At 68.9% G+C, this 25,793-nt stretch carries 30 protein-coding genes and 1 riboswitch; of the genes, 13 read left to right on the top strand and 17 right to left on the bottom strand.

Going from position 1 to position 25,793, the window contains the following annotated elements; translation table 11 throughout:
* Positions 1-66: 66 nt before the first annotated feature.
* Genes AC6EUH_RS11475 through AC6EUH_RS11490 form a run of 4 tightly spaced genes read right to left on the bottom strand, consistent with a single transcriptional unit; the run spans position 67 to position 3,139 of the window.
* The gene (locus AC6EUH_RS11475; RefSeq protein ID WP_499738710.1) at positions 67-1,116 is read right to left on the bottom strand and encodes a sulfate/molybdate ABC transporter ATP-binding protein; all 1,050 of its coding nucleotides are present in this window, start codon (positions 1,114-1,116) and stop codon (positions 67-69) included.
* On the bottom strand, positions 1,113-1,961 hold the full coding sequence (locus AC6EUH_RS11480; protein WP_499738711.1) for an ABC transporter permease: 849 nt from the start codon (positions 1,959-1,961) through the stop codon (positions 1,113-1,115). Before AC6EUH_RS11480 ends, AC6EUH_RS11475 begins: the two co-directional genes overlap by 4 nt.
* 6 nt (positions 1,962-1,967) lie before the next feature.
* On the bottom strand, positions 1,968-2,732 hold the full coding sequence (gene modA / locus AC6EUH_RS11485) for a molybdate ABC transporter substrate-binding protein (protein ID WP_499738712.1): 765 nt from the start codon (positions 2,730-2,732) through the stop codon (positions 1,968-1,970).
* Positions 2,729-3,139, bottom strand: a complete 411-nt coding sequence (locus tag AC6EUH_RS11490) for a TOBE domain-containing protein (protein ID WP_056430616.1) — start codon at positions 3,137-3,139, stop codon at positions 2,729-2,731. The genes modA and AC6EUH_RS11490 overlap by 4 nt, the downstream gene beginning before the upstream one ends.
* 172 nt (positions 3,140-3,311) lie before the next feature.
* Here AC6EUH_RS11490 and AC6EUH_RS11495 point away from each other — a divergent pair, with 172 nt between their 5' ends.
* The 3 genes from AC6EUH_RS11495 (at position 3,312) to AC6EUH_RS11505 (ending at position 6,837) form a co-directional block, all read left to right on the top strand.
* A complete protein-coding gene (locus AC6EUH_RS11495) occupies positions 3,312-4,646 on the top strand; it encodes an FAD-binding oxidoreductase (protein ID WP_499738713.1) in 1,335 nt (444 codons plus the stop codon).
* A gap of 102 nt (positions 4,647-4,748) precedes the next feature.
* Positions 4,749-5,942 (top strand): AI-2E family transporter, encoded by a 1,194-nt coding sequence (locus tag AC6EUH_RS11500; protein ID WP_499738714.1) that lies wholly within the window; start codon positions 4,749-4,751, stop codon positions 5,940-5,942.
* 25 nt (positions 5,943-5,967) lie between these two features.
* On the top strand, positions 5,968-6,837 hold the full coding sequence (locus AC6EUH_RS11505) for a DUF4031 domain-containing protein (protein WP_499738715.1): 870 nt from the start codon (positions 5,968-5,970) through the stop codon (positions 6,835-6,837).
* Positions 6,838-6,862: 25 nt separating this feature from the next.
* Here AC6EUH_RS11505 and AC6EUH_RS11510 read toward each other — a convergent pair whose 3' ends face one another.
* Positions 6,863-7,375 (bottom strand): SRPBCC family protein, encoded by a 513-nt coding sequence (locus tag AC6EUH_RS11510; RefSeq protein ID WP_499738716.1) that lies wholly within the window; start codon positions 7,373-7,375, stop codon positions 6,863-6,865.
* Positions 7,376-7,397: 22 nt separating this feature from the next.
* Positions 7,398-7,811, bottom strand: coding sequence for a YccF domain-containing protein (locus AC6EUH_RS11515; RefSeq protein WP_056430626.1), 414 nt, complete (start codon positions 7,809-7,811; stop codon positions 7,398-7,400).
* A gap of 132 nt (positions 7,812-7,943) precedes the next feature.
* Here AC6EUH_RS11515 and AC6EUH_RS11520 point away from each other — a divergent pair, with 132 nt between their 5' ends.
* Positions 7,944-8,102: a hypothetical protein gene (locus AC6EUH_RS11520; RefSeq protein WP_499738717.1), complete on the top strand. Its 159-nt coding sequence runs from the start codon at positions 7,944-7,946 to the stop codon at positions 8,100-8,102.
* A 25-nt stretch (positions 8,103-8,127) separates the two neighbouring features.
* Positions 8,128-8,523, top strand: coding sequence for a hypothetical protein (locus AC6EUH_RS11525; protein ID WP_056430629.1), 396 nt, complete (start codon positions 8,128-8,130; stop codon positions 8,521-8,523).
* A gap of 19 nt (positions 8,524-8,542) precedes the next feature.
* Here the strand turns inward: AC6EUH_RS11525 and AC6EUH_RS11530 are convergent, their stop codons facing one another.
* The 5 genes from AC6EUH_RS11530 to AC6EUH_RS11550 form a co-directional block, all read right to left on the bottom strand.
* Positions 8,543-9,088: a YceI family protein gene (locus AC6EUH_RS11530; RefSeq protein ID WP_056431017.1), complete on the bottom strand. Its 546-nt coding sequence runs from the start codon at positions 9,086-9,088 to the stop codon at positions 8,543-8,545.
* Between the two features lie 121 nt (positions 9,089-9,209).
* Positions 9,210-10,247 carry an LLM class flavin-dependent oxidoreductase gene (locus AC6EUH_RS11535; RefSeq protein ID WP_499738718.1) on the bottom strand — a complete coding sequence of 346 codons (1,038 nt, stop codon included), beginning with the start codon at positions 10,245-10,247 and terminating at the stop codon, positions 9,210-9,212.
* 394 nt (positions 10,248-10,641) lie between these two features.
* The gene (locus AC6EUH_RS11540) at positions 10,642-11,088 is read right to left on the bottom strand and encodes a hypothetical protein (protein ID WP_499738719.1); all 447 of its coding nucleotides are present in this window, start codon (positions 11,086-11,088) and stop codon (positions 10,642-10,644) included.
* Positions 11,089-11,242: 154 nt separating this feature from the next.
* Positions 11,243-11,920 (bottom strand): TM2 domain-containing protein, encoded by a 678-nt coding sequence (locus AC6EUH_RS11545; protein WP_499738720.1) that lies wholly within the window; start codon positions 11,918-11,920, stop codon positions 11,243-11,245.
* Positions 11,921-12,021: 101 nt separating this feature from the next.
* Positions 12,022-12,633: a phosphoribosylanthranilate isomerase gene (locus AC6EUH_RS11550; RefSeq protein WP_056430641.1), complete on the bottom strand. Its 612-nt coding sequence runs from the start codon at positions 12,631-12,633 to the stop codon at positions 12,022-12,024.
* Between the two features lie 179 nt (positions 12,634-12,812).
* Between AC6EUH_RS11550 and AC6EUH_RS11555 the strand changes: the two genes are divergently transcribed.
* Positions 12,813-13,475: a HutD/Ves family protein gene (locus tag AC6EUH_RS11555; RefSeq protein ID WP_499738721.1), complete on the top strand. Its 663-nt coding sequence runs from the start codon at positions 12,813-12,815 to the stop codon at positions 13,473-13,475.
* Here the strand turns inward: AC6EUH_RS11555 and AC6EUH_RS11560 are convergent.
* The 4 genes from AC6EUH_RS11560 to AC6EUH_RS11575 all read right to left on the bottom strand — a co-directional run bounded on the left by AC6EUH_RS11560 (position 13,472) and on the right by AC6EUH_RS11575 (position 17,598).
* Positions 13,472-14,299, bottom strand: coding sequence for an ABC transporter permease (locus AC6EUH_RS11560; protein WP_056430647.1), 828 nt, complete (start codon positions 14,297-14,299; stop codon positions 13,472-13,474). The two genes, AC6EUH_RS11555 and AC6EUH_RS11560, sit on opposite strands and share 4 nt — an antisense overlap.
* A 41-nt stretch (positions 14,300-14,340) precedes the next feature.
* The gene (locus AC6EUH_RS11565; RefSeq protein WP_082492714.1) at positions 14,341-15,270 is read right to left on the bottom strand and encodes an ABC transporter permease; all 930 of its coding nucleotides are present in this window, start codon (positions 15,268-15,270) and stop codon (positions 14,341-14,343) included.
* Between the two features lies 1 nt (position 15,271).
* Entirely contained in the window at positions 15,272-16,459 is a 1,188-nt protein-coding gene (locus AC6EUH_RS11570; RefSeq protein WP_056430651.1) for an ABC transporter substrate-binding protein, read from the bottom strand.
* A 62-nt stretch (positions 16,460-16,521) separates the two neighbouring features.
* A complete protein-coding gene (locus AC6EUH_RS11575; RefSeq protein ID WP_056430653.1) occupies positions 16,522-17,598 on the bottom strand; it encodes an ABC transporter ATP-binding protein in 1,077 nt (358 codons plus the stop codon).
* Positions 17,599-17,823: 225 nt separating this feature from the next.
* On the opposite strand from AC6EUH_RS11575, the gene AC6EUH_RS11580 reads away from it, so the two are divergent.
* The 6 genes from AC6EUH_RS11580 (at position 17,824) to AC6EUH_RS11605 (ending at position 22,133) form a co-directional block, all read left to right on the top strand.
* Complete coding sequence (locus tag AC6EUH_RS11580; RefSeq protein WP_499738722.1) at positions 17,824-18,564, top strand: FadR/GntR family transcriptional regulator; 741 nt, start codon at positions 17,824-17,826, stop codon at positions 18,562-18,564.
* A gap of 28 nt (positions 18,565-18,592) precedes the next feature.
* The gene (locus AC6EUH_RS11585; RefSeq protein ID WP_499738723.1) at positions 18,593-19,306 is read left to right on the top strand and encodes a cache domain-containing protein; all 714 of its coding nucleotides are present in this window, start codon (positions 18,593-18,595) and stop codon (positions 19,304-19,306) included.
* 197 nt (positions 19,307-19,503) lie between these two features.
* Positions 19,504-19,568: riboswitch (guanidine-III (ykkC-III) riboswitch) on the top strand.
* Positions 19,569-19,577: 9 nt separating this feature from the next.
* A complete protein-coding gene (locus AC6EUH_RS11590) occupies positions 19,578-19,901 on the top strand; it encodes a DMT family transporter (RefSeq protein ID WP_499738724.1) in 324 nt (107 codons plus the stop codon).
* 26 nt (positions 19,902-19,927) lie between these two features.
* A complete protein-coding gene (locus tag AC6EUH_RS11595; protein WP_499738725.1) occupies positions 19,928-20,296 on the top strand; it encodes a DMT family transporter in 369 nt (122 codons plus the stop codon).
* A gap of 153 nt (positions 20,297-20,449) precedes the next feature.
* Entirely contained in the window at positions 20,450-21,460 is a 1,011-nt protein-coding gene (locus AC6EUH_RS11600; protein ID WP_499738726.1) for an aldo/keto reductase, read from the top strand.
* Positions 21,461-21,482: 22 nt separating this feature from the next.
* Positions 21,483-22,133 carry an MBL fold metallo-hydrolase gene (locus tag AC6EUH_RS11605; protein ID WP_056430668.1) on the top strand — a complete coding sequence of 217 codons (651 nt, stop codon included), beginning with the start codon at positions 21,483-21,485 and terminating at the stop codon, positions 22,131-22,133.
* 149 nt (positions 22,134-22,282) lie between these two features.
* Here the strand turns inward: AC6EUH_RS11605 and AC6EUH_RS11610 are convergent, their stop codons facing one another.
* Both AC6EUH_RS11610 and AC6EUH_RS11615 read right to left on the bottom strand, forming a co-directional pair.
* Positions 22,283-24,190, bottom strand: a complete 1,908-nt coding sequence (locus AC6EUH_RS11610; RefSeq protein WP_056430671.1) for a DEAD/DEAH box helicase — start codon at positions 24,188-24,190, stop codon at positions 22,283-22,285.
* Positions 24,191-24,520: 330 nt separating this feature from the next.
* Positions 24,521-24,895 carry a hypothetical protein gene (locus AC6EUH_RS11615; protein ID WP_235500240.1) on the bottom strand — a complete coding sequence of 125 codons (375 nt, stop codon included), beginning with the start codon at positions 24,893-24,895 and terminating at the stop codon, positions 24,521-24,523.
* A gap of 199 nt (positions 24,896-25,094) precedes the next feature.
* Between AC6EUH_RS11615 and AC6EUH_RS11620 the strand changes: the two genes are divergently transcribed.
* On the top strand, positions 25,095-25,760 hold the full coding sequence (locus tag AC6EUH_RS11620) for a methyltransferase domain-containing protein (RefSeq protein WP_499738727.1): 666 nt from the start codon (positions 25,095-25,097) through the stop codon (positions 25,758-25,760).
* Positions 25,761-25,793 lie beyond the last annotated feature (33 nt).

Below are 25,793 nucleotides of genomic sequence, written 5' to 3' on the forward strand. Positions count from 1 at the left end.
AGGGCATGTCCCCTCGTGTTCGCCGGGCACGCCGTGGCGACCGCCGCACCCGCACCCCGGCCGCCGTCACGACGGGTAAATCGACACCGCCGCCGCCTTGACCACGAAATAGACGTCGAGGCCGGGAGCGAGGCCGAGGTCCGCGGAGGCAGCCGCGGTGACGTCCGCGGACAGCTCCCCGGCGCGGACCCGGATCTGGTCCCCGTGCGGCTCCAGGTCAGTGACCGTGACACGGAACGAGTTCCGCGGGCTGCCATGCGCCTCGCCCAGGAACACCGAGACGGCCGACGGCGGGAATGCCGCCACGCCGGCTTGCCCGGCGACGAGCGGCGCGTCGTGCTGGCCCGCGAATTCGAGGCCCCCGGCAGTCCTGATACCCGCTGACGTCACAGTGCCCGAGACCAGGTTCAGTCCGGCCAGCCCGGCGGCGAAGCGGCTGCGCGGCCGCCGGAGCACCTCGCGGGTGGGCCCGTCCTCGGTGATCCGGCCCTCCTCCATAACAATCACCCGGTCCGCCAGCATGTAGGCGTCCAGGACGTCATGGGTGACGATGATGGCGCGCCGCCCGGCCAGCACCCGCTTGAGCAGCCTTCGCAGCAGCGGGGCCGCGTGGATGTCCAGGGCGGACAGGGGCTCATCCAGCAGCAGCACCTCCGGATCCACGGCCAGGGCACGGGCCGCAGCCACTCGCTGCGCCTGCCCGCCGGACAACTCCCCCGGTCGGCGGTCCGCGAGATCCGCGGCGTCCACCTCGGCCAGCCAGTGCCGGGCGGACTCCCGGGCCTCCCGTTTGGGCATCCCGGCACTCCGGGGCCCGAAGGCGACGTTTTCGAGGGCGCTCAGGTGCGGAAACAGCAGGGGATCCTGGGCCAGCAGGGCGGTTCCGCGGCGGTGCGGCGCGGTCCACGTGTGCACGCCGGGACCCAGCTCGAACAGGACCCGCCCGTTCACCTCGGCCCGGCCGGTGTCCGGGCGCAGCAGCCCGGAGATCACCGAGAGCAGGGTGGATTTTCCCGCCCCGTTCGGGCCGAGCACGGCCACCGTCTCGCCCGGCGCCAGGCTCAGTGACACGTCAAAGCGGCGGGCGGCGAGGGCGGCGTCGAGCGTAAACGTCATGCCGGCACCCGCCCGGGGGTGCCGGTACGCGCTGATCTGCCGCCGGACCCGGCCGGCGCCGGTCCACGGTAGGAGAGCCCGACGACGACGACCGCCACCACAACGAGGAGCAGGGACAGCGCGACGGCGGCGTCGGCGTCGGTCTCCCGCTGCAGGTAGATTTCCAGCGGCAGCGTGCGGGTGACCCCCGGCAGGCTCCCGGCGAAGGTGAGCGTGGCGCCGAATTCGCCCAGGCTCCGCGCGAAGGAGAGCACCGCCCCGGACGCGAGCCCGGGCAGGACCAGCGGCAGGGTGACCCGGCGCAGGACCGTGGTGGGGCGCGCGCCGAGGGTGGCGGCCACGGACTCGTACCGGCTGCCGGCCGAGCGGAGGGCGCCTTCGAGGCTGACCACAAGGAACGGAAGCGCCACGAACGTCTGGGCGAGGATCACCGCCGTCGTCGTGAACGCGATCTGGAGGCCGGCGATGCCGAGGCTCTGCCCCAGGAGGCCCTGGTGGCCGAAGGCGTAGAGCAGCGCGATGCCGCCCACCACGGGGGGCAGCACCAGCGGCAGCAGGACGAAGGACCGCAGCAGCCGCTGGCCGGGGAAGTCGCCGCGGGCCAGCACCAGCGCCAGCGGCACCCCGAACAGCACGCACAGCACCGTGCTCGCGGCGGCCGTGCGGAGGCTGAGTCGCAGTGCGGTGAGCGAGGATTCGGAGGTGATGAGCGGGATGAACTGCGGCCAGTTGACCCGGCCCAGCATGGCCGCGAGCGGCAGCAGCACAAACAGCGCCCCGACGGCGGCAATGGCCGCGACCCAGCGCGGGATCCCGGTGTACATGGTGTCTCTCCGGCGTTTCATCAGGGCCTAAGGCGTTCCGAAGCCGGCGCCGCGGAGGATCCGCTGGCCGTCGGTGCCCGTGACTGCCTCGATGAAGGCGTCCGCGAGGTCCTGGTTCTTGCCGGTCCGCACCGCAGCGATCGGGTAGGTGTTGACTGCTTGCGCGGACTCGGGGAAGGGGATCGCCTGCACTTTGTCCCCGGCGGCTTTCACGTCCGTGACGTAGACCAGCCCGGCGTCGGCTTCGCCCGAGACGACCTTGCCCAGGACATCGGTGACGGACGATTCCTCACTCACCGGTGTCAGCGTGGTGCCGGTTTCCTGTTCGACCCTCTTCGTGGCCGCGCCGCACGGGACCTGCGCCGCGCAAATCACGGTCCTGACCCCCGGCTTGGCGAGATCCGCGAAGGAGGCGATGGACGCGGGGTTCTCCGGGGGCACCGCGATGGTCAGCACGTTGGTGGCGAAGTCCCGGGGTGATCCTTCCACCAGGCCTGCGTCACCGAGCTTGGCCATGTTTTTCGTGTCGGCGGAGGCGAAGACATCCGCCGGTGCGCCTTGGCTGATCTGGGTGGCGAGGTCGGAGGACCCGGCGAAGCTGAGGGTCACGGTGGTCCCCGGGTGCGCGGCCTCAAACGCCTCGGCGAGCGCAGTGAAGGGGGTCTGGAGGGATGCCGCGGCGAAGACTGTGAGGGTTTTGCCGGCGTCTCCGGCCGGTGCGGCGCAGCCCGTGAGGACGGCGGCAACGGTTCCTGCCGCCAGCACCGCGGCGGCCCTGATGCCGGGCCTCATATAACGCCCTTGCCCTTGGGCGTTTCGATGATCACCGTGGTGGCCTTGACGACGGCGGTCGCCACCGAGCCGAGCTCCAGGCCCAGCTCCCGCACGGCCTCACTGCTCATCAGCGACACCACCCGGAACGGCCCGCACTGCAGTTCCACCTGGGCCATCACGGTATCGGCCGTGATGGCGGTGACGAGGCCAACGAAGCGGTTGCGGGCCGAACTGCCCGCCTTGGCCGGGTCGTCGGGAAGCTGGGCCTGCTCCCGGGCGAGCCGGGCGAGTTCCAACCCGTCCACGGCGAGTCGGCCAGCGTCGTCCTTGAGCGGGGTCAGGCTTCCGTTCTCGGTCCAGCGCCGGATGGTGTCGTCACTGACGCCCAGGAACCGGGCCGCCTCGGAAACGCGAATATTGGGCATAATGACACCCTAACCCGCATTCACGGAACTTTGATGGGATTCTGCCCGCGATTCCGAATCGGCGCGCAGGCCCCCTCCGGCCGCCACGCAGGTTTCTCCCCTAGCCCCGGCGCCGCCACGGGACTTAAAATTTCTGCGAGGGGTGGAGCCGCGGTCGCCGAGGAGCACCGCCGTGAAGTGGATTACACCTGTTGACCCGGGCTACAACGAGTCCCGGACGCTGTTCAACGCCATGATCGACCGCCACCCGGCGGTGATCGCCCCCTGCAGCGACGCGGACGACGTCGCCGAGGCCCTCAAATACGCAGGGGAACACCACCTTGACGTCGCGGTCCGCGCCGGCGGCCACTCGGTGGCGGGCATGTCACTGAACGACGGCGGCCTGGTGATCGACGTGCGGCCGATGAAGTCCGTCCGTGTGGACCCGGACGCCCGCACGGTCACCGCCGGCGCCGGACTGACATGCGGGGAATTCGACCGGGCCACCCAGCAGCACGGCCTCGCCCTCACCGGCGGCCGGGTGTCCACCACGGGCCTGGCCGGGTTCACCCTCGGCGGCGGCTCCGGCTGGCTGGAGCGTGCCTTCGGTTTCGCCTGCGACAGCCTCCTCTCCGTGGACCTGGTGACCGCTTCCGGGGAACGGGTGACGGCCAGCGCCACGGAGAACCCGGAGCTGTTCTGGGCCCTGCACGGCGGCGGCGGGAATTTCGGCGTCGCCACCTCCTTTACCTTCGGGCTGCACCGGCTGGGGCCCCGGGTCCACGCGGGCCTCATGCTGTGGCCCGGCGACGCGGCGGATGAAGTCAGCCGGGGCTTCCGGGAGCTGGCGCTCGCGGCACCGAACGAGGAAACCGGGGCCATCATCTACCTGACCGTCCCGGACGAGCCCGACATGCCGCCGGAGATGGTCGGCAAGATGGCGGTCGCCGTCGTCTACCTCTACGCCGGGGACGCCGCGGAGGGGGCTGAACACACGAAGCCCTACCGCGCGCTGAAGCCTGCCGCGGACTTCCTGGAGGACATCGACTACGCCGACTTCCAGTGCTCCCTGGACGATCCGCCGGGCAAGTACAACTACTGGAGCGCGGACTACCACGACGACCTGTCCGACGACGCCCTCGACGTCATCGTTGATTCCGCTCGGAACCTTCCAGGGCCGAGTTCGCAGCAGCTGATTGCCCGATGGGGCGGGGCGGTGGGCGGCCCGGCCGCGACGGCGACCCCGCTGATGAACAGAAACGCCAGCTGGGTGACCCATCCCTTCGGCCTGGGCGAAACACCGCAGGGCGGGCAGGAAGCGAAGGCCTGGGTCAAAAGGTTCCGCCAGGACATCGCGCCGTATGCGACCGGCGGCGTGTGGCTGAACTTCATCGGCGATGAGGGCCAGGAACGGGTCCGGGCGGCCTTCGGCGAGGAGAATTACAGCCGGCTGGCCCGGGTCAAACAGGAGTTCGATCCGGAGAACACCTTCCACGGAAACCAGAACATCCGGCCAGCCGCGTCCTGAGGCCCCGGACAGCGTGTGCGGGCAAGTCCCGCGGGTCTGCGGCTCCGGCTGTGAGACGGTTGGTAAGTAACATGACCAACCGACAGTGGGAGACACATCAGCATGGGCAGTCCGGACAAGACAACCCCCTGGGGCGACAGCCTGGGCCGCGCCAGCATCAGGACCGCCCAGGTGCTCCTGCTGCTGGTCCTGACCGTCGTGGTGGTCTATGCCCTGATCCAGGTGCGGCTCGTGGTGATTCCGGCGCTGCTGGCCCTCATCCTCGCCGCCGCGATCGCCCCGTTCGTCCACTGGCTGCGCCGCCGCGGCTGGCCCAGCACGGCCGCCACCACCCTGTCGTTTGTGCTGCTCCTGCTCGCGTTCGGGGCCGTGATCACCGGCATCGTCTTCGCCGTCATGAGCCAGGCGGACGAGCTGGGCAGCAAGGCCACGGAGGGCTTCGACCGGGTCTACGACTTCATCCGCACCGGCCCCATCCCAATCGATGACCAGCAGATCCAGCAGGCGCGCGACGCCGCCATCGACTTCGCCACCAGCAGCACCGTCGGCGCCGGCGCCATTTCCGGACTCAGCGCGGCCGGCAACTTCATCACCGGCGCGGTGCTCATGGCCGTGATCCTGTTCTTCTTCCTGAAGGACGGCGAGAGCATCTGGGCCTTCATGCTGCGGGCGTTCAAGGGCCAGAACCTGGTGAAGGCGCGCCGGGCCGGGGAGCGAAGCCTCAACGTGCTGGGCGGCTATGTGCGCGGTACCTCCATCGTGGCCTTCGTGGACGCGTTCTTCATCGGCCTCGCGCTGGTAATCATGGGCGTGCCGCTTGCGCTGCCGCTCGCCGCGCTGACCTTCATCGGCGCCTTCATCCCGCTGATCGGCGCCACCCTGGCCGGCATCCTCGCGGCGCTCGTCGCGCTGGTGGCCAACGGACCGCTCGCGGCCCTGGTCGTCATCATCGTTGTGATCGTCGTCAACCAGCTGGAGGGCAACTTCCTGCAGCCCGTCGTGATGGGCCAGGCGCTCAACGTCCACGCCCTCGTGATCCTGCTGGCCCTCACCGCCGGCACCATCCTCGCCGGCATTATCGGCGCGATCCTCGCCGTTCCGCTGGTGGCCGTGGCGTGGGCCGCGATCAAGGCCTGGAACTCAGGGGGCGACATCACCCCCGAGGCCGTTGCCGAGGCCGAGCATGAGACCCGGCTGAACGAACAGGGCGAAGGCGTCCGTTCCAAGCCGCGCAGTGCACGGACGCAGGACGAGGAGCAGTCCGACACCGCTGCCGCCGACGCCAGCCATGGCTGATCCGGCGCCGGAATAGACTTCCCCCATGGCCATCTACATTGATCCTCCGCTCTGGCCGGCGCACGGAACGCACTTCTCGCACCTGATCTCGGACACGTCCCTGGCGGAGCTGCACGCCTTCGCGGCAGCGGCCGGCATTCCGGACAGGGCGTTCGACGGCGACCATTACGACGTCGCGGAAGCGCGCTACGGCGCACTCGTGGCGGCCGGGGCCGTCCCCGTGGAGGGGCGGGTCCTGGTCCGCAAACTGATCGCCAGCGGCCTGCGGATCCCGGCCCGGCGGCGCAGCAGCTCCCTCAAGCTTCCCCTGCTGACACGCTGGAACGCGGTGCTGCCCGGCCACGACGCGCTCTTCCTGGACCTGCTGGACCGCTGGGGCGAGGAGCACCGGAAGTACCACGGCCGCACCCACCTGCTCGCCGTCCTGGAGGCCCTGGACCTCCTCACCGAACCGGCTGATCCGCCCCGCACCGTGCTCCTCGCCGCCTGGTTCCACGACGCGGTCTACCGCGGGGTCGCGGGCCAGGACGAGGAGGAGTCGGCCCGGCTCGCCGAGGACCGGCTGGCCCAGGCGGGCCTTCCTGCGGCCGAGGTGGACGAGGTGGCCCGCCTGGTGCGGATGACGGCCGACCACCGGCCGGAGGCCGGCGACGGCGCGGCCGCCCTGCTCAGCGACGCTGATCTCTCCGTGCTGGGCGGGGAGCCGGCAGCCTACGCCCGGTACCTGGCCGCCGTCCGGCAGGACTTTGCGCACATCGGCGACGACGACTTCGCCGCCGGACGCGCCGCCGTCGTCCGCCAGCTCCTGCAGCTGGATCCGCTCTTCCACAACCCGCGGGGCAGGGACCTGTGGCTGGACGCGGCGCGGCGGAACCTGCAGGCCGAACTCGGGTAACCGGGCCGACGCCAGCGACGCGGGGTCAGGCGCCCCGGCGGAGGTGTTCGGCGAGGCGGTCGAAGGATTCGCGCCAGCCGACGCCGTGGCCGTCGCGGTTGTCGATGGTGTCGAAGGGGCCCTGGATGAACGTCATCCGGGTGCCGCCGTCGATCTCGTCCAGCTGGAAGGTCACTTCGGTTTCGAAGCCGCGGGTGCCGTCGGGTTTGTCCCAGGCGTGGGTGAAGACGAGGAGGTTGGGCGGTTCGATGTCCGTGTGGACGCCGCTCCACCACTGCTCCTCCCCCGTGCTGTCGTGGACCATGCAGGCCCGGTAGAGGCCGCCGATCTCCAGGTCCGCGTCAATACTCTGCCTGGGGGTGTGGAAGCCGCGCGGTCCCCACCACGCCGTGGCCTGGTCCGGGTCCGTGAGGGCAGACCACACCCGGGTAATGGGGGCCTGGAATTCACGGGTAATGACCAGCATGAGATCTTCGGCCGGAGCGGGGGATTCACTCTGGCCGGTCGTTGCCGGAACAGCGGTGACATGCTCGGACATTGCGGTCCTCCTCTGATGGTGGCTAGCGGTAGGCTTTGCTGTAGGTCGTCACGAAGGGCCTGTCAGTCGGGACGATCTGTTTGCCCAGGGGCATGAGCGAGACCGGAATGAGCTTGAGGTTGGCGATGGCCAGCGGGATGCCGATGATGGTGATGGCCATGGCAAAGGCGGTTACCACGTGGGCGATCGCAATCCAGATGCCGGCGACCAGCAGCCAGATGACGTTCCCGAGCAGGGCGAACAACCCGGTTCCGCCCGGGCGGTCCACCACCGTGCGGCCAAACGGCCAGAGCGCATAGTTGGCGATGCGGAACGATGCGAGTCCCCACGGGATGGTGACGATCAGCAAGCAGCAGATGACCCCGGCCGCGAAGTATCCAAGCGCGAGCCACAGCCCGCCAAAGAGCAGCCAGATGATGTTAAGCAATGTCTTCATGGCTCCATTGTCCTCCGCCGGAGGCCGATCCGGCCTAGGGGTTCACCCTGAACAATTCCTGAAACGGCCCCGGTGACGCCGGCCGCGGGCGGGGAGCTTTGCGAACGCCCAAAAGGGCACAATACTGGGAGCATGCCTGCACTCCTGAAGATCGCCCTCATTGTCGCCCTTGTCCTATTGGTTGTCGGGCTTGTTGTGAAGGCCGTGCAGTTCCTGCTCTACGTGGGCCTCCTGGTCCTGGTGGGCGCAGGCATCCTGTTCGTCGTGCGCCGCTCGCGCGTCACGCGCTGACACCGCCCGTCCGGCCCGCGCGCAGATGACTAATTTCGGGGACCTCCTCGGGCCCATTCTCGAGGTCATGACGTGGGTGGGCTTCGTCCTGGGCGTGCCGCTGCTGGTGTGGGGCTGGATTGCCCGGCGGCGGCACTGCGAGTGGGTGGGGACCACCGGCACGGTGATCAGCGCCGGCGGCTTCACCGGTTACAGCTGGACTGACCACCACGACGCCGACCACCGGTCCCTGTTGCCCGCGGCCGAGTCGCACGGCCTGGTGGTCGGCTCCGACGTCGACCTCTTCTACGACGTGTGCCACCCGTCCCGCTGGGGACTCACCCCGCCGAAGCACGATAACGCGGCGTGGACCCTGGGCTGGATCCTTACCGGGGTGGGCATCCTCTCCACGGTCGGCGGATTCGTTTTGCTGCTTTTCTGATCGGCCGGCGGCCCGCCCGCTAACCCTGCTTCACCATGGCGGCTTCGACGCTGATTTTGACCTTGTCGCTGACCAGCAGCCCGCCGGCTTCGAGCGCGGCGTTCCAGGTCAGGCCGAATTCCTTGCGGCTGATGTCCGCTTCCGCGCTGAACCCCGCGCGGGTGGCGCCGAACGGATCCACCGCGATCCCGGTGAACTCAACCTCCAGGTCCACCGGCTTGGTGACGCCGCGGATGGTCAGGTCGCCGGTCAGCACGTAGTCCTCGCCGTCGCCCCGGATGCCCGTGGCCCGGAACGTCATCTCCGGATACTGTTCGACGTCGAAGAAGTCAGCGCCGCGGACGTGGGCGTCGCGGTTGGCGTCGCCGGAGTCGAAGCTGGCAGTCTTGATGCTCGCATGCAGGCTGGAGTCGGCGAGGGAATCGCCGACGTGCGCCTCCGCCGAGGCTTCGTTGAAGCGGCCGCGGACCTTGCTGATGCCGGCGTGCCGGACGCTGAAGCCGACTTCGCTGTGGGACATGTCCAGTGTCCAGACGCCGGGGGTCAAACCTTCGGGCAGAGTCACAACGGTCTCCTTCGCACGCATGGCGGGCCGGGCCCGCCGGGTCATCGGGGTACTCCCCCAAACAGCCATGCTAGCCACGGCAACGCGGACCGGCTAGCCTTTCGCGGTGCCGCGGCCCGGGCTAGGACCGGGACTTCGGCGCCCAGCCGATGGCCGGGGCGATATGCCGGACCACGGTGCCCAGCAGCTTGGCATTGAAATCCACGCCGAGCTGGTTCGGGACGGTGAGCAGCAGGGTGTCGGCATCCCGCACGGCAGCGTCGGCGGCAAGGTCCTCGGCGATGGCGTCGGGGGCTCCGACGTAGCTCCGGCCGAAACGCGCCACCAGCCCGTCGATCACCCCGACCTGGTCGCGTTTCTCCCGCAGCGCGCTGAGGCCGAAGAACCGCCGGTCCTCCTCGTCGACGATCGGCAGGACGCTGCGGCTGACGGATACGCGCGGCTCGTGCTGGTGGCCGGCGTCGGCCCAGGCCTTGCGGAACATGCCGATCTGCTCGGCCTGCAGCTGGTCGAACGGCACACCCGTGTCCTCGGTGAGCAGCGTGGAGCTCATGAGGTTCATCCCCTGCTCCGCAGTCCAGACGGCGGTGGCACGCGAGCCTGCGCCCCACCAGATCCGCTCGCCGAGCCCGGGTGAATGTGGCTGCACGGGCAACAGCCCGGACCCGCCGCCCGCGTAGCGCGGCTCCGCCTCCGCCATCCCGGCCCCCGAGATCGCACGGCGGAACACCGCGGTATGCCGGCGTGCCATGTCCGCGGCGGTCTCACCGTCCTCCGGCACATGGCCGAAGGCGGCGGCGCCGTCGCGGGCGGGTTCGGGTGAGCCCCGGCTGATCCCCAGCTGCAGCCGCCCGCCGCTGATCAGGTCGGTCGCGGCGGCCTCTTCGGCCATGTACAGGGGGTTCTCGTAGCGCATGTCGATCACGCCGGTACCCATTTCGATCCGGCTGGTCCGGGCGGCGACGGCGGCCAGCAGGGGGAACGGTGAGGCTTGCTGCCGGGCGAAGTGGTGCACGCGGAAAAACGCGCCGTCCACGCCCAGTTCCTCGGCGGCGACGGCCAGGTCAATGCCCTGCAGGAGGGCGTCGCGGGCGGTCCGGGTGCGGGAACCCTCGCCGGGCCCCCAATGTCCGAAGGACAGGAATCCGATGCGCTTCATGTCAGGGGCAACGCGGCGCGGGCCGGCGGCATTCCTGCCGGCTGGTCAGGGGTTCGGCGTCGGCATTGGCGTCAGTGGCTCCGACGTAGCTCCGGCCGAACAGGGCCACCCGTCCGCCCTACACCGACCGGGAGGATGTTGACCGGCCAGGTTGCAGGCGCAGACGTTGAGGCAGACGCTGGCCGGGGGAAGAAACGTTCTCGGCCAAGGCAGGTGTCGCGGGCACTCCGCTGGTCCGAGTGTTCGCCCGGCGCCCCATGGTGGGCGCGGTGTTCCAGACGGTGTAGTTGCCGCCGTCAGTAATGATGTCCCACACCGTGCATTTCCGGGCATTGATCAGTGTCTTGGACTCGTAGGATTTCATGTCACTGTCGGGCCAGTGACAGTCCGGAACTTAGCACTTCGCCGCCGTCTGCAGGTCGCTGACGGCGGCCTGGACGTAGGCTGCTTCGTCTCGCAGGGAACCGACTGCCTGGGTGAGGGTTGCATCGTCGGGAACGTCCTTGACGGCTCGATCGAAGTTCTTTTCGGCCGCTTGAACGGCGTTCACCTCGTCTCTTGCGACGTCCTGGCTGGCCTTGATCAGATCGTCGTAGGTCTTCGCGACCTGGTCTCGCGCCGAGCGGATCTGCTCCACCGTGGCACCAGGCTTCAGCGTCTGCTTGAAGTTTGTCAGGGCTGCCGCGTAGGCACTGGCAGCAGCGCACGCCTGAGAAACGTTCTCCTGCGCTCTGGCGCTGCTGGCGCTCGTCCCGGGGCTGGAGGGGCTGCAGCCCGTGAGTAGCGCTGCGGCTGCCGCGAGTGCGATCGATCCTTCAAGGATTGCGTGACGTCTCGACATTGGAGGCTTCTTTCCGATGAGGGTTGCGACAGGTGGGTCTGCCACTGGCGAGTACGACCATTTTCGGGCCCCACCGGGGGCGCGGACCTCATCCGGGGAAGATGATTCCCGGTGGTACAACAGGCCCGGAGTCTGGGCAACCGGCCGGCCGGCGCTACCCGGGGATCCGGAATTCCTGGGCCGTCAGCGTCCACGCGGTTCCGGTGGCGCTCACTATCAGTGTGTACGTCCCGGGTTCCACGGTGACCCCGATCGCCCCGGCGCCGCCGGCCTTACCCAGGGACAGCACAGTGATGGCGGGTCCTTTCACGGGTTGGAGGTAAGCGACGGCCGGCCCGGTGAACTTGTACTCGATGTGGACCCTGCCGGTGAGGGTCACGAGCGAAGCCGGGGCCTTAGTGCTGGAGGACTCCGCGACGGTGACCCACTCTTTCGTCGGTGGCGGTGGGACCGGGTCCAGCAATGCCTTAATGGCGGTGACAGTCCCTGCGATGGGGGCCGCACTGACGCAGATCAGGACACCCGCAAGTGCGGCGACCAGAACAGCCGAGGCGACGCGCAGGCCTCGGCGCAGTGCGTTCGTCCCGGCCAACGGCATGGATGCACCGTCGGCGGCGTACTCGTTGGTGATCCGGAACAGGTCAATGATCCACCAGATCCCGAGCCCACCGAGCGTCAGCAGCTTCAGGGTGCCGGAGACGGGCTGGCGGAGGTAGAACCGGTCCGCGCCGGCGATGCCCAGGAACAATGCCAGCAGCCACGCCGTGCGCAGGGAGCGCATCGGCGGCAGTTCACCTTCGAAGAACAGCCCATGCTGCTCGGTCAGAGTCACATTTCCGATTCTCGACCGGCCACGCGCAGGATGTCCACGGTCTTTCGGCACGGATGGAACGTCGCAACCCGGGTCAGGACCCGGGATTCAAGGCTTCCGATTCAGGGCTTCGGCGCCGGGGACTTGGCTGCCGACACGAAGTTCCTGATCCTGGCCAGGTCCTTGACCCCGCGGGAGGACTCGACGCCGGAGGAGACGTCCACCCCCCACGCGCCGGCCTGCAACCCGGCGTCGGCGACGTTGGCGGGATCGAGCCCGCCGGCGAGCAGCCACTTGCGCCCCTCCAGTCCCTTGGCGCGCACCGAGGCGTAGTCCCAGGCCTCGCCGGAGCCTGGCACCGCGGCGTCGATCAGGAGCAGGTCCTCGCCCCAGTCCGCAAACGCGTCGGGCGCGGCGGACATGGTGACGGCCCGGATGAGTTTCAACCCGGCGTCGTGCACGGTATCCACGTCCTCCGGCGTGCGGTCGCCGTGGAGCTGAACCCAACCGAGCCCGGCTTCACGGGCGACGACGACGGCGTCCGCCGCCGCCTCGTGCCGGAAGACGCCGACGGCGGGGAGGCCGGCCGGGACGTGGGCCAGGAGCTCCCGGGCCTGCGCCGGAGTCACTTCGCGGGGGCTGCGGGTCAGGACGAAGCCGACGGCGTCCGCCCCGGCCTCCGCGGCGGTCCGCACCGACTCCGGGGTGCTCAGCCCGCATACCTTGACGAACATTCGGCTCCTTCTGGTGTGTTTCCTACTTCTGTCTCCGACGTTTCTGCCTCCGACCGTAGCAAGGACCGAGGCCTGCCGGCTTGCCCGGCCCGCGAGGTGAGACTTCGCGCCCATGTTTGCCGGGAGCATGGGCGCGAAGTCTCACCTCGGCGCTCGTGGCCGGCGGATAGGGTGGAGGGATGGAAATCATCCGCTATGCCGAGCTGAAAGCCCAACCCTGGCGCAACGGCGGCGGGGTGACCCGCGAGGTGGCCAGCCATCCTGCGGGCGCATCTTCCGCGTCCGGCACAGGAGACGGAGGCTGGGACTGGCGCGTGAGCATCGCCGAAGTGTCCAAAGCGGGCGACTTCTCGGCGTTCCCCGGCATGGACCGCGTCCTCACGGTGGTGGAAGGTGAATTGCTGCTGCTGAGCGTCGATGGCGCCGAGCACCCGCTAGAGAAATACCGTCCGTTCCGGTTCTCCGGCGAAGCCGCTGCGGCCGGTTCACTTCCCACCGGCGACATCCGGGACCTCAACGTCATCACCCGCAACGGCGTGTTCAAGGGCTACACCTCCATCATCGAACTCTCCAAGAAGCGGGCGCATCCCGTGTTCGGCGGCCAGCTGGGGATTCTGCTGCAGGGCCAAGCGGCGGTCACCCCCGGCACAGCCGGAGCCGGTCAGGCCGGCGTCGAACCCGCCGACGCCGCACCGGCCGGAACAGCCGGCGCGGCTGGAACCCCGGACGGGCCGACGACGCTGGCCCGCTATGACGCCGTCGTGGGTTCCGATACGGACACTCCGGAGATCCTGGGCCGCGGCTTCCTGGCCGTCGTGTCGATCGACCCGGTCAGCGACTAACCCTCCGCAGCTTTCACCCGCGTTCCGCCGATTCCCACTGAATCCTGCGACAGGCGTTGCGCGAGCCAGATCGGCACAATCGACACGACGATCAGGACGACGGCCACGACGTTGACCACCGGCGCCTGGTTGGGCCGGAAGAGGTTCTGCAGGATCCAGATCGGCAGGGTGGTGTCGCCGGCGCCGATGGTGAACGTGGTGACGATGATCTCGTCGAAACTCAGCGCGAAGGCCAGCAGCCCGCCGGCCAGCAGGGCGGAGCGCAGCTGCGGGAACGTGACCAGCCGGAACGTGGTGAACACACCGGCGCCCAGATCAGCGGACGCCTCCTCCAGGCCTGCGTGCATCCGGCGCAGCCGCGCAATGACGTTGTTGAACACGGTCACCATGCAGAAGGTGGCGTGCGCGATCACCACCGTCCACATGCTCAGCGAGACCCCCAGGATGGTGGTGAACATGTTGTTCAAGGCGATGCCGGTCACGATGCCGGGCAGCGCGATCGGCAGGATCACGAGCAGGCTGATGACGTCCCGGCCGAAGAATTTGTAGCGCAGCAGGGCCAGCGCCAGGAGCGTGCCCAGCACCAGCGAAATGACGGTCGACACCGCCGCCACCCACAGCGAGGAAACCACGGCCTCGCGGACGCCGGTGGAATCCAAGGCCCGACCCCACCACTCCAGGGTGAACCCCTGCGGCGGCCAGCCGAAGGTCCGGTCCGCGTTGAAGGAGTTCACCACCACCAGCAGCAGCGGGACATAGATGAAGAGGAAGACCAGCGCGGTGACGACGCCCAGGATGACTTTGGCACTTCGGGAAAGTCTCATGGTGCTCCTGCCGCCTGTTCCGGGCTACACGCCGCCACTGTTCACAGGCTGTTGAGGGCGCCGGAGCGCCGGACGATAAAGAGGTACAGGGTGATGATCGCGATCGGGACCAGCGAGACGGCCGCGGCGAACGGCAGGTTGTTCGCGGCCCCCACGTTCGCGTAAACCACGGTGCCGAGCATCTGGGTGGTGCCTCCGACGATCTGGGCCGTGATGTAGTCGCCCAGCGAGAGCGAGAACGTGAAAATGGTCCCGGCAATGATGGAGGGCACCAGCAACGGGAACATGACCAGGCGCATGGTGGTCAGCGGTTTCGCGCCCAGGTCGCCGGAGGCCTCCAGCAGCGAATCGGGCACCCGGTCGAATCCCGCGTAGATCGGCAGGATCATAAACGGCAGCCAGATGTAGGCCAGCGTCAGGATCACGGCGGTTTCACCGTACCCGGGAGATTCCAGCCCGATCGGCGTCCCCAGCCACTCCAGCAGTCCGCCGTCGGCGAGCACGTTCCGCCACGCGTAGGCCTTCACCAGGTAGCTCGCCCACAGCGGCATCAGCACGGCCACCACCAGCAGCTTCTGCCACCGGGGGCTGGATACCTTGGCGATGAAGAACGCCATGGGCAGCGCCAGGACCAGGTCGATCAGCGTCACGGCGATGGCGATCCACAGTGTCCGCAGGGTGATCCGCTGGTAGACGGGATCGGTCAGGACCGTCACCACGTTTTCCGTGGTCCATTCCGTGGACACCTTGCCGGTGAAGGTGTCCACGGTCCAGAACGCGGTGATCAGCAGCGCCGCGAGGGCGGCGATGTAGACGAGCACCAGCCAGCCGGCGGGGGCGGTAACCAGCCCCGCCAGCCGAAGGTTCGGCGAGCGGTGGAGCAGCGCCGAGAACTTGTGGGCCTTGGGCCGGGGCACGGCGGCGGCTGCCGGGGGCGTGCCGGGGACCGGGTGCTGCGTCTGGAGCGCCATGTCAGCCCTTGATCTCCGTCCAGGTCTTCGTCCACTCCGAGTAGTCGGTGCACTGGACGTCCGTCCGGCCGTCCAGGCATTTGGCCACCGGAGTGGTCCAGTACCAGATCTGCTCCGCGTAGGCTTCGTCACCGGAGTGGTAGGTCTCGCAGTGCGCTTTGTCCTTGGTCAGATCGCACGCCTTGGGGTTGGCCGGCGATTCGCCGAAGTACTCCGCCACCGCCGCGTTGGCCTCGGGGCTGGCGATGTAGTCGAGCCACAGGTAGGCGCAGTTCTTGTTCTTGGACTCCGAACCGATCATCCACGTGTCCGACCAGCCGGTGGCGCCCTCTTCGGGGAGCAGGGTCTTCACATTGGTCCCGTTCTCGACGGCGATGTTGGCCCCGACCTGCCACGTGGTGCCCACCACGGTGCTGCCGCTGGCGAAGGCCTGGACCTCCTTAACGACGTCGCTCCAGTACTCGCCGATGTGCTTGCGTTGCTCCTTCAGCAGTTCAACGGCTGCCGCGAGCTGGTCCTTGTCCAGCGCGTAGGGGTTCTTGATCCCGAGTTCCGGCTTGTGCGCCATGAGGTACACGGCCGCGTCCGCGATGTAGATTGGCGAGTCGTACGCGGTGACCTTGCCGCTGTGCTGGGCGGCGTCGTCGAACACGGCCCGCCAGGACGTGGGCGCCGGGGTGACGGTGTCCACGGAGTACATCAGCAGGTTGGCTCCCCAGCCATGCGGCATCCCGTAGTTTTGGCCGTCCACGGTGTTCCACGCTTTGTCCTTCAGGAACGGGTACACGTCGGCGTAGTTTTTCAGCAGGCTCATGTTGACGGGCTCCACGTCGTTGCCGGCAATCAGCCGCAGCGAAGCGTCGCCGGAGGCCGAGACGACGTCGTACTGGCCGGTGCGCATCAGGGTCACCGCTTCGTCCGAGGTGCCGAACGGCTTGAAGCTCACCTTGCATCCGGTCTGGGTCTCGAAGGGTGTCACCCAGTCGACGGCGGGGTCGTTGCTGCCGTCCTCGACGTAGCCCGGCCAGCCGAGGATGGAGAGCTGTCCTTCGCCGGCGCCGATTTCGGTCTTGACCGGCTGCGCGGACGGGCTGGCCGAGCCTCCGCCGGTGGTGCCGCAGCCTGCCAAGGCGAGGGCTGCCGCCGCGGCCACCCCAACCACGAGGGAGGCCCTATTCCTTGATGCCATGATCCTTACCTTTCGTTGGAGGGGTGAATCAGAAGCAGGCTCCGCGTGACGCCACGCCGACGTCAGGTGCCGGTGGACGACGGCAGCCAGACAGCGGCGTCGTCGTCCCAGCTCACCGTGACGCGCCGGTCCACAAGGTCCGCGTCGCCGCCGGGCAGCGTTTCCGGCGCCAGAACGACGACGGCGGGACCGCCGTCGAGCTGCACCCGCACCTGGGTGGCGTGCCCCACGTAGACGAGTGACGTGACGGTGCCGGGGCGGGAGGTGACGCCAGTGCGCGGTTCCGGGGCCGCCGTCCAGGACAGGCGCAGCCGTTCCGGCCGGATGCAGACCTGCTCCGCGCGGCCGTAGAGTTCCTGGGCGTGGGCGGCGTCGAAGATATTGGAGGTGCCCACGAAGTTGGCCACGAACGCCCCGCCCGGGCGCTCGTAGATCTCGTGCGCCGTCCCGATCTGTTCCACGCTCCCATTGTTGAAGACGCCGATCCGGTCGCTCATGGTCAGGGCTTCCTCCTGGTCATGGGTGACGAAGATGAAGGTGATGCCCAGGGAGCGCTGCAGTTCCTTGAGTTCCACCTGCATCTGCTGCCGGAGCTTGAGGTCCAGGGCGCCCAGCGGCTCATCCAGCAGCAGGACCTTCGGCTGCACCACCAGTGCACGGGCCAGCGCCACGCGCTGCCGCTGGCCGCCGGAAAGCTGGGCAGGCTTGCGTCCGAGAAACTTCCCCAGCTGCACGCGTTCCAGGGCTTCGCGGGCCCGCTCGTGGCGCTCCTTCCTGGCCATGCCGCGCACGCGCAGGCCGTAGGCGACGTTGTCGATGAGGGACATGTGCGGGAACAGCGCATAGTCCTGGAACACCGTGTTGAGGTCGCGTTCGAAGGGCGCCATCCCCGTGACGTCCTTGCCCTCAAGTTCGATGCTCCCCGAGGTGGGCAGCTCGAAGCCTGCGATTAGGCGCAGGACAGTGGTTTTGCCGGATCCCGACGGCCCCAGCATGGAGAAGAATTCACCCTGGCGGATGTCCAGGTCCACGGCGTTGACGGCGACGGTATCGCCGAAAACCTTGGTGAGTTTCCGCAGGCGGATCGCAGGAACCGCGTCCGATTGCGTCTGCCTGCCGGCGGCGAGCGTTTCGGTCATGGGATGCGCCCTAACTCCGTTGCCGGATCGTCTCAGATGCGACACAGCGGGGTGTGATCCAGGCCACAACAGGCTGCTGGGCCAAATACTATTACTCCATAGGTTTTGTGTATAGACCCCCGCGAAAGCCCGCATTAGGATGGCTTCAACCGGGGCGCGGGCAGCCCCCAGCGCCCGCTCCTGGTTCTGGAACCGCGACGCCAAAAACTGCCAGGGAGGCCCCGGATGCTGCTGACACCGCAGGGCGCCTCCCGGAGCCTGGCGGCCGTGTTCACGCCGATCAAATCTCGGGGCCTGGTGGATGAGGTGTGCGGCCGGATAGAACAGGCCGTGGAAACCGGGTTGCTCACCAGCGGCCAGCGGCTGCCCAACGAAACGGAACTGGCCGCCGCCCTGGGGGTCTCCGCGGTGACCGCCCGGGAGGCGCTGTCGCAGCTCCGGACCTCGGGCATCATCCGCACGGCCCGGGGCCGCAACGGCGGAAGCTTCATCGCGGATGACGTCCTGCCCTCCCGGGAACGCGCCCTGGACCAGCTCCGGGAACTGACCCGGCTCCAGATCAGTGACCTGGGACTGCACTACCAGGCCATTGCCGCAGCCTGCGCCAGCGTCGCCGCCCGGCGCTCCGACGCCGCGGACATGGCTACCTTGCGGTCCTTCATCCCCAGCACGGAGGTGGATCCGTTGCACTGGCGGCTGGCCCTCTCCGAGTTCCTGCTCGAGGTGGCCGCCATCGCCCGCTCGGCCAGGCTGGCCCGGGAACTGATCCGCCTGCAGGCAGACCTCGGCCCCCTGACGCTGCTGCCATGCGCCGACGCCGGATACCGTGCCAGGACCAGCGGCCTTCTCGAGGAGGTCGCGGCCGCCGTCGAAGCCCACCAGCCGGCGGCAGCGGAAGCCGCGGTGAAAGCCCTGGTGGCCGCCACCACGGACTGGTTGCTGACCGAGCAGTCCCAGCGCTACTGACCCCGTTCCTTCGAGCCAAGGACTCCCGATGCCTGAAACCACCGCCTCCCCGGACCCACTGACCCTGGACGCCGCCGGGGAGCTCGACGCCGCCGTCACCGGCATCGAGGGCAGGCTCGCGGCGTGGGCGTCGGAAACGGGAGCCCCACTGGCTGCGCTCTCCGCCAAAGTCACGGGCACCGCCGTTGACAAGCTCATCCGTCCGGTGGTCGAAGAACTGGTGCGGGCCCCCGACAGCTACGTTGCCGGCGCCGGCTTCCTCGCGAACGCAGGGCTGCTGGGGCCCGACCGCAGCTACATCGCCTGGTGGCAGGGCGAGGAGATGGAGCATGTGGACGCCCTCGCCAACTTCAGCCCCAACTCCATCAGCCGCTACGTCAAGTCCGAGTGGTTCCGCGTCCCGGTGGAAACCGGACAGGCCCACGTGACCGGGCCATACGTGGATTTCCTGTGCACCGACGAATACGTCCTGACCTTCACACACCCGGTGTTCTGCCGCCCGGACGGTCCGGTGGTGGGCATTGTGGGGATGGACGTCACCGTGCAGCGGCTGGAGCGCGGCGCCATGCCCGGCCTGCGCCGGATCGGCGAACGGGCCACGCTGGTGAACTCCGACGGCCGCGCCATCGTCTCGGCAGCCCCGGACATCGCCGCCGGGGACCTCGCCGCCGCCGAGGAGGGCTGCGGCGTTTATCCCGCGGGCCGCAAGTGCCGGATCTGGAGCGGCGCGACGGCGCTGTGACCTGACACTGCGGCCTGCCCTCGAGTGCTCCCCACCGGCTCCCTCGCCCTCGCAAGCTCGGCCAGGGAACCCTGCCGGCGTGGGCCCAACTGCCGTTTGAGGGTGCATAAGGGCATCTGCGGAGCACTTGATGCTGGCTACGACTTCTCCCCGGGCCGGCGGGTTCGCCCCGCCGCCGGGGCGTTGCTAAGCTGGAATGAAGGCCCCATCTTGGGCCTCCGGACGACGGATCAGTACCCGGCACGCGACAAGACTGGCCACAGGAGTAGTCATGTCGTGGTTAATTCTCATTCTTTCAGGCTCGTTGGAGGCCGTCTGGGCTGCAGCCCTGCACCGGACAGCGCAGGCCACGGGCCGCCGCCGGATTGCACCGGCCGCAGTCTTCCTCATTTCCGTCCTCGCAAGCACCGGCGGGCTGGCCATCGCCATGCAGTCCATCCCGACCGGAACCGCCTACGCCGTCTGGGTGGGCGTCGGTGTGGTGCTGACCTCGGCGTATGCCATGTTCACGCGCGTGGAACCGGCGACGGCGGCGCGGATCCTGCTGCTCGGCGGGATCGTCGCCTGCGTGGCCGGCCTGAAGCTGGTGGCGTAACCATGGCCGCGGACCGCACAGCGAAAATGACAAACAAAGCACCGGCCACCACGGTGGTCTGGCTCATCCTGCTCGCGTCCGCCGTGCTGGAGGCGGTCTGGGCCACGGCCCTGGGCCTCTCCGACGGCTTCACCCGGCCGCTGCCCACCCTCGTGTTCGCGCTGACCGCGACCCTGAGCATGGTGGGGCTGGGCCTGGCCGTGAAACGCATTCCGCTCGGCACGGCCTACGCCGTCTGGGTGGGGATCGGCGCGGCCCTGACGGTCGGCTGGGCGATGGTGACCGGCGTCGAACCGGCCAGCCCGCTCAAGCTGCTGTTCATCGCGGGCATTGTGGGCTGCGCGGCGGGCCTGAAGCTGCTGCCGGCCTCCCACGCTGAATCCCCCCGGATTTGAGCCAGTACGACGGTGTGTCCCGGCGACGCGCCGTCGTACCGGCACAGCGAGATTCAGAGGTGGGGAGAATCCGGCGACAAGGCCCGGAATAGCCGCGCGCCCATCGGAGTTCTTGGCTGGGACAACACTTCCGGCAGCGAATGGAGACCCAAGATGACGGCAGCATCAGTCCGGCTCGGCGACGGTTTGACGGTGAGTCCGCTGGGGTTCGGCGGCATGGCACTGACCCCGGTGTACGGGGATGTGGATCCGGCCAAGGCCCTGCGGACCCTGCACCACGCGGTGGATGCCGGCGTCAGCTTTATCGACACGGCGGACATCTACGGCGGCGGCAGCAATGAGGAACTGATCGCCAGGCTTCTCAAGGAACGCCGCGGCGAGGTGCAGCTGGCCACCAAGTTTGGCCTGGTGGGCACCCCGTCGACCGGCTACTCCGATATCCGGGGCGACGCCGACTATGTGCGGCAGGCGGTGGACCGGAGCCTGCGCCGGCTGGGCACCGACACCATCGACCTGTACTACATGCACCGCCGTGACCTCCGCGTTCCGATAGTGGAAACCGTGGAGGCCATGGCGGGGCTGGTGCAGGCCGGCAAGGTGCGGCACCTTGGCCTGTCGGAAGTGACGGCCGAGGAGCTGCGTGATGCCAGCAGCGTCCACCCGATCGCCGCGGTCCAGAGCGAATGGTCCATCTGGAGCCGCGACGTGGAACGCAGCGTTGTTCCCGCGGCGGCCGAACTCGGCGTGGGTTTTGTGCCTTACTCGCCGCTGGGCCGGGGATTCCTCACCGGCACCGTTGACGCGGCGTCACTGGGCAGCAACGACTTCCGCCGCAACATCCCCCGCTTCGCCGAAGCGGCGCTGGACGCCAACCAGGGCGTGGTCGCCGCCGTGCAGGCCGTCGCCGCCGAGATCACCGTCTCCGGTCAGGCTGCAACCCCCGCCCAGGTGGCCTTGGCCTGGCTGCTCGCCCAGGGCAGGAAGCTGGGACTGCCCGTGGTCCCCATCCCCGGCACCCGCAAAGCGGCCCGGATCGACGAGAACCTCGGCGCCTTGAAACTCGACTTCACCGCGGCGCAACTGGAGAAGCTCGACGCCGCCGCGGACGCCGTCGTCGGCTCCCGCTCCGCGGACCCCAACTGGGTATCCGAGGGCCGTGAATAGCGTCTTTCGTAGACTGAAGCCCATGGACTCGCTCATTCACTCATTACGTGACATCACCATCCGCCGGATTTCGGTCAGCGAGATGGACAACAACGTGTACTTGCTCACCGGCAAGGCATCGGGCGCGCAACTCCTGATCGATGCGGCCGATGATCTGGCCGCCATCCAAGGGCTGCTGGCCGACGCCGCCGCGGATACCTCCGCGACGCCGAAGCTGGCGCTGATTGCCACCACCCACCAGCACTGGGACCATGTCCGTGCGCTGCCGGGCCTGGTGGAAGCCACCGGCGTGAAGACGGCGGCCGGGACGGACGATGCCGCCGAGCTGCCGGTGCCGGTGGATGTACTGCTGGATCACGGGGACGTCGGCAACTTCGACGGCTTCGACGTGACGGCAGTGCACCTGCGCGGCCACACCCCGGGGTCGATCGCGCTGGTGTACCAGGACCCGGAGGGCCCGGCGCATATCTTCTCCGGCGACTCGCTGTTCCCCGGCGGCGTGGGCAACACGCAGCAGGATCCCGAGCGGTTCGCGCAGCTGGTCAGCGATGTCAGCGAGCGGTTGTTCGACGTGTACCCGGATGACACGGTGGTGCACCCGGGCCACGGCAAGCCCACCACCCTGGGTGCGGAACGCCCACACCTGGAGGAGTGGCGCGCCCGCGGCTGGTAGCTGGCGCTGCGCTTTCAGACTGGCGCTGCGCTTTCGGACGGACGCTGCGGGAATCCCCGTAGCGTCCGTCCGTTTGCGTAGCGGAAAGCCTGGGGCCACGACCGCCGGGTTCCCTGACCGAGCTTGCGAGGTTAGGGAGCGGTTGGGGATTAGCGGCTGCGGCGTTCGTTCGACGCCGGGGCTGACGCGCGGCGGGGTCCGCCGCTGCGTGCCGGACGGCCTTCGCCGGAGCGGCCGTTGCCGCCGCCTGCGTAGGATCCGCCCGAGGTGCCGCCGGTGTTGGAGGACCAGACAGCCGCGTTGCCACCGGCGTTGCCGGTCTTGGCGCCGGCAGCTGCACGCTGGCCCGTTGCCGGACGTCCGCCACGCTGGCCGCCGGTTGCGCCACCCGTGCGGGGAGCGCCACCCGTACGGGGTGAGCCGCTGCGCTGTGCGCCGCTGCGGGGAGCCGAGGCGCCCCGGGCGTCGCTGCGTCCTTCTGCTGCGCGACCGTCGGAACCGCGGCCGGCCGACGCGCGGCCGCCTGCGGCTGGAACATCGTTGCGGTGGGCGCCGTACGACGTCGAGCGGGCGCGGGCGCTTCGGCGCTCGGCGCGCTCGGCATCCATCCGGTCCTCGTTCCGCTCGATGACACGCTCTGCAGCGTTGCGGGCAGCGGCCTGGCCTTCGTAGGCCACGGCGCGGCGCTCGGCGCGGGGAAGATCGGTGCGGGGAGCCTCGGCTCCGACACGTCCGCGTCCGCCACGGCCGCCCCGGCCACCCGCGGTGGGTGCAGCCTGGGTGGTGCGGCGGGCGCGCTTGCGCTCGGCGTTGGCACCGGTGGAGCTGCCGCCGCCCTGGTTGGACTTGGCGGCCAGCAGCGCGGCGCGGGTGCGCGGATCGATCTTGTCGGCCATTTCGCCCACCAGTTCTGCAACCAGCGGGGAGTTGGCGGTGACGCGTTCGAAGTTGACCTCTACACCGGCAGCCTTCATGAGCTTCTTGACGTCGGACTGCTGCTCCGGCAGGGTCAGCGTGACCACGGTGCCGTCGGAGCCGGCGCGGGCGGTACGGCCCGAGCGGTGCAGGTAGGCCTTGTGCTCCGTGGGCGGATCCACGTGGATGACCAGCTCGACGTCGTCGACGTGGACGCCGCGGGCGGCGACGTCGGTGGCGACCAGGACGCGGACCTCACCCGAGGAGAACTCGGCCAGGTTGCGGTCACGGGCGTTCTGCGAGAGGTTGCCGTGAAGGTCGACGGCGGGGATGCCGGCGTCCGTCAGGGTCTTGGCAAGCTTGCGGGCGTGGTGCTTGGTGCGCAGGAAGAGCACGCGGCGGCCGGAACCCGAGGCGAGCTCGACGATCAGCTGCTTCTTCACGGTCTGGTCGTTGACCACCAGGACGTGGTGTTCCATGGTGGTCACGGCGGCCTGCGACTCATCCACGGCGTGGGTCAGCGGGTTCGACAGGTAGCGCTGGACGATCTTGTCCACACCGTTGTCCAGGGTGGCGGAGAACAGCAGGCGCTGGCCCTGGCTGGGGGTCATGTCCATCAGCTTCTTGACCACGGGGAGGAAGCCGAGGTCGGCCATGTGGTCGGCCTCGTCCAGCACGGTGATCTCGACGCCTTCGAGGGTCAGGATGCGCTGGCGGATCAGGTCCTCAAGGCGTCCCGGGCAGGCAATGACGATGTCGACGCCGGCGCGCAGTGCCTTTTCCTGGCGGGCCTGGGAGATGCCGCCGTAGATCACAGTGGTGTTCAGGCCCATGGCCTTGGCCATCGGCTCGATGGTCGCGTTGATCTGGGTGGCCAGTTCACGGGTCGGCGCGAGGACCAGGCCCATCGGGCGGCCGGGCTTGCGGAAGTGCTTGGCTTCCCGCTCAGCGAGTCGCGCTACAAGCGGGATGGCGAAGGCGATGGTCTTGCCGGAGCCGGTGCGGCCGCGGCCCAGGACGTCGCGTCCGGCCAGCGTGTCCGGCAGGGTCTTGACCTGGATGGGGAACGGTTCCACGATCCCCTGGGCGGTGAGGGTGTCGGCCAGAGCCTTGGGCGTGCCGAGGGCAGCAAAAGTAGTCATAGGTTTCAAAGGTCTTTCAGGCGGTATCCATGCGGATATCGGCCCCCGGTGCCGGTTGGCCCAAGGGTTCGCCGAAGAAAAGTCAGGTGATCAACCGGGCTGCTACCAACCTTGCGGCAGTAGCGGCCGGGACCAAATAGAACGCGTTCATCGACGCAGGATGTGCCTCTCACATGAAAAAATCCCACTCCCTGTGACGGAATCCGTAAGGAATCCAGCAGGGGAACCGGTTGATGAACCGGACCGATCATTCAAGACCAAAGTGGGCATCACTGCACATCAAGTTCCCTCAGTCTATCATCCGGCGAGGCCAGGGCCGTTTCCGCCCGCTCAGGGCACCAGTGCGGGCGCCTGGAACAGCGGAACGTGTGACGCCGGGCGCACGGCCTCCGGCGCCTCCACCGCTGGCAGCCCACGCAGCACGCTCCCTGCCGCTGCGCCGCGCCCGGCCGCCGCGCCGTAGGTACTACCCGCCGCGCCAGACGTGGCCGCCGGAGCCGCCACGCGCACGATCACCAGAGCCTCGGAATCGATCAGCCGCCGGGTTCCGGTCCGCTCATCCAGGATCCAGAACAGGTCCGTCGCCGCAACAGTCCGGACCACCTCGCCCCGATGGAAGAGTCTGCCGTTGTGCCACGCTTCAATCTGGTCCCCCACCGACAACTCCCCACACGATTGAACCTGCCGCGATACCTCTGCAGTCATGGCCTGCTCCTTCCCCGGATCCGGATTCACCCCAGTGTCATTCCGCTCTCCGGCTCCAGCCTCCACCAGAAAGGTTTCGACGGCGTTTCCGTGGGGTGATTTTCTCGTGTCGCCTTCAGGCTGGTTTCGCGGGCAGCCTTCCCCTGCCATGATGCGGGAAACGGCCCAGCCCGACACCTACAGACCTGCGAGGACAACCATGGCGGAGCGCACCCAGCCCGATGACAACAGCGACGTCAGTGCGGCCCAGATGTGGGACGAGATGTACCGCAGCCGGGCCAGGATCTGGAGCGGCGAGCCGAACCCGCAGCTGATCGCCGAGGCCGCGCCGCTTCCGCCCGGGACGGCCCTGGACTTGGGCTGCGGCGAGGGCGCGGACGCCATCTGGCTCGCCAGCCGCGGCTGGAAGGTCACCGCCGTCGACGTCTCCGCCGTCGCGCTGGAACGGGCCGAAGCGCACGCGCAGGAACGCGGCCAGGGCGGGAACATCACGTGGGTGTGGCAGGATCTCGCCGCCTGGGTGCCCGGGGAGCTCTTCGATCTGGTGACGGCGCAGTTCCTGCATTCCACCGTAATGCCCCGGCAGCAGGCCCTGCAGCTCGCCGCCGCGGCCGTGCGCACCGGCGGCACGCTGCTGGTTGTGGGCCACCACCCGGACGGGCTGCCGCCGTGGGGGCAACACCATAATCATGGGCTGGAGCGGTTCTACACGGCTGAGCAGCTGGCCCGCGAACTGGGCCTTGAGTCACCAGACTGGCGGCTCGACGTCGTCGACACCCGGCACCGCAGCGCCACCGGACCCGACGGAGCGGCTGCCGCGCTGACGGACGCCGTGCTGCGCGCCACCCGCCTCGCCGCCCGCTGAGTTAGCAGCGGAAGCGCGTCATCCGCCGTCGAC

Source organism: Arthrobacter sp. 001422645, assembly GCF_059816125.1.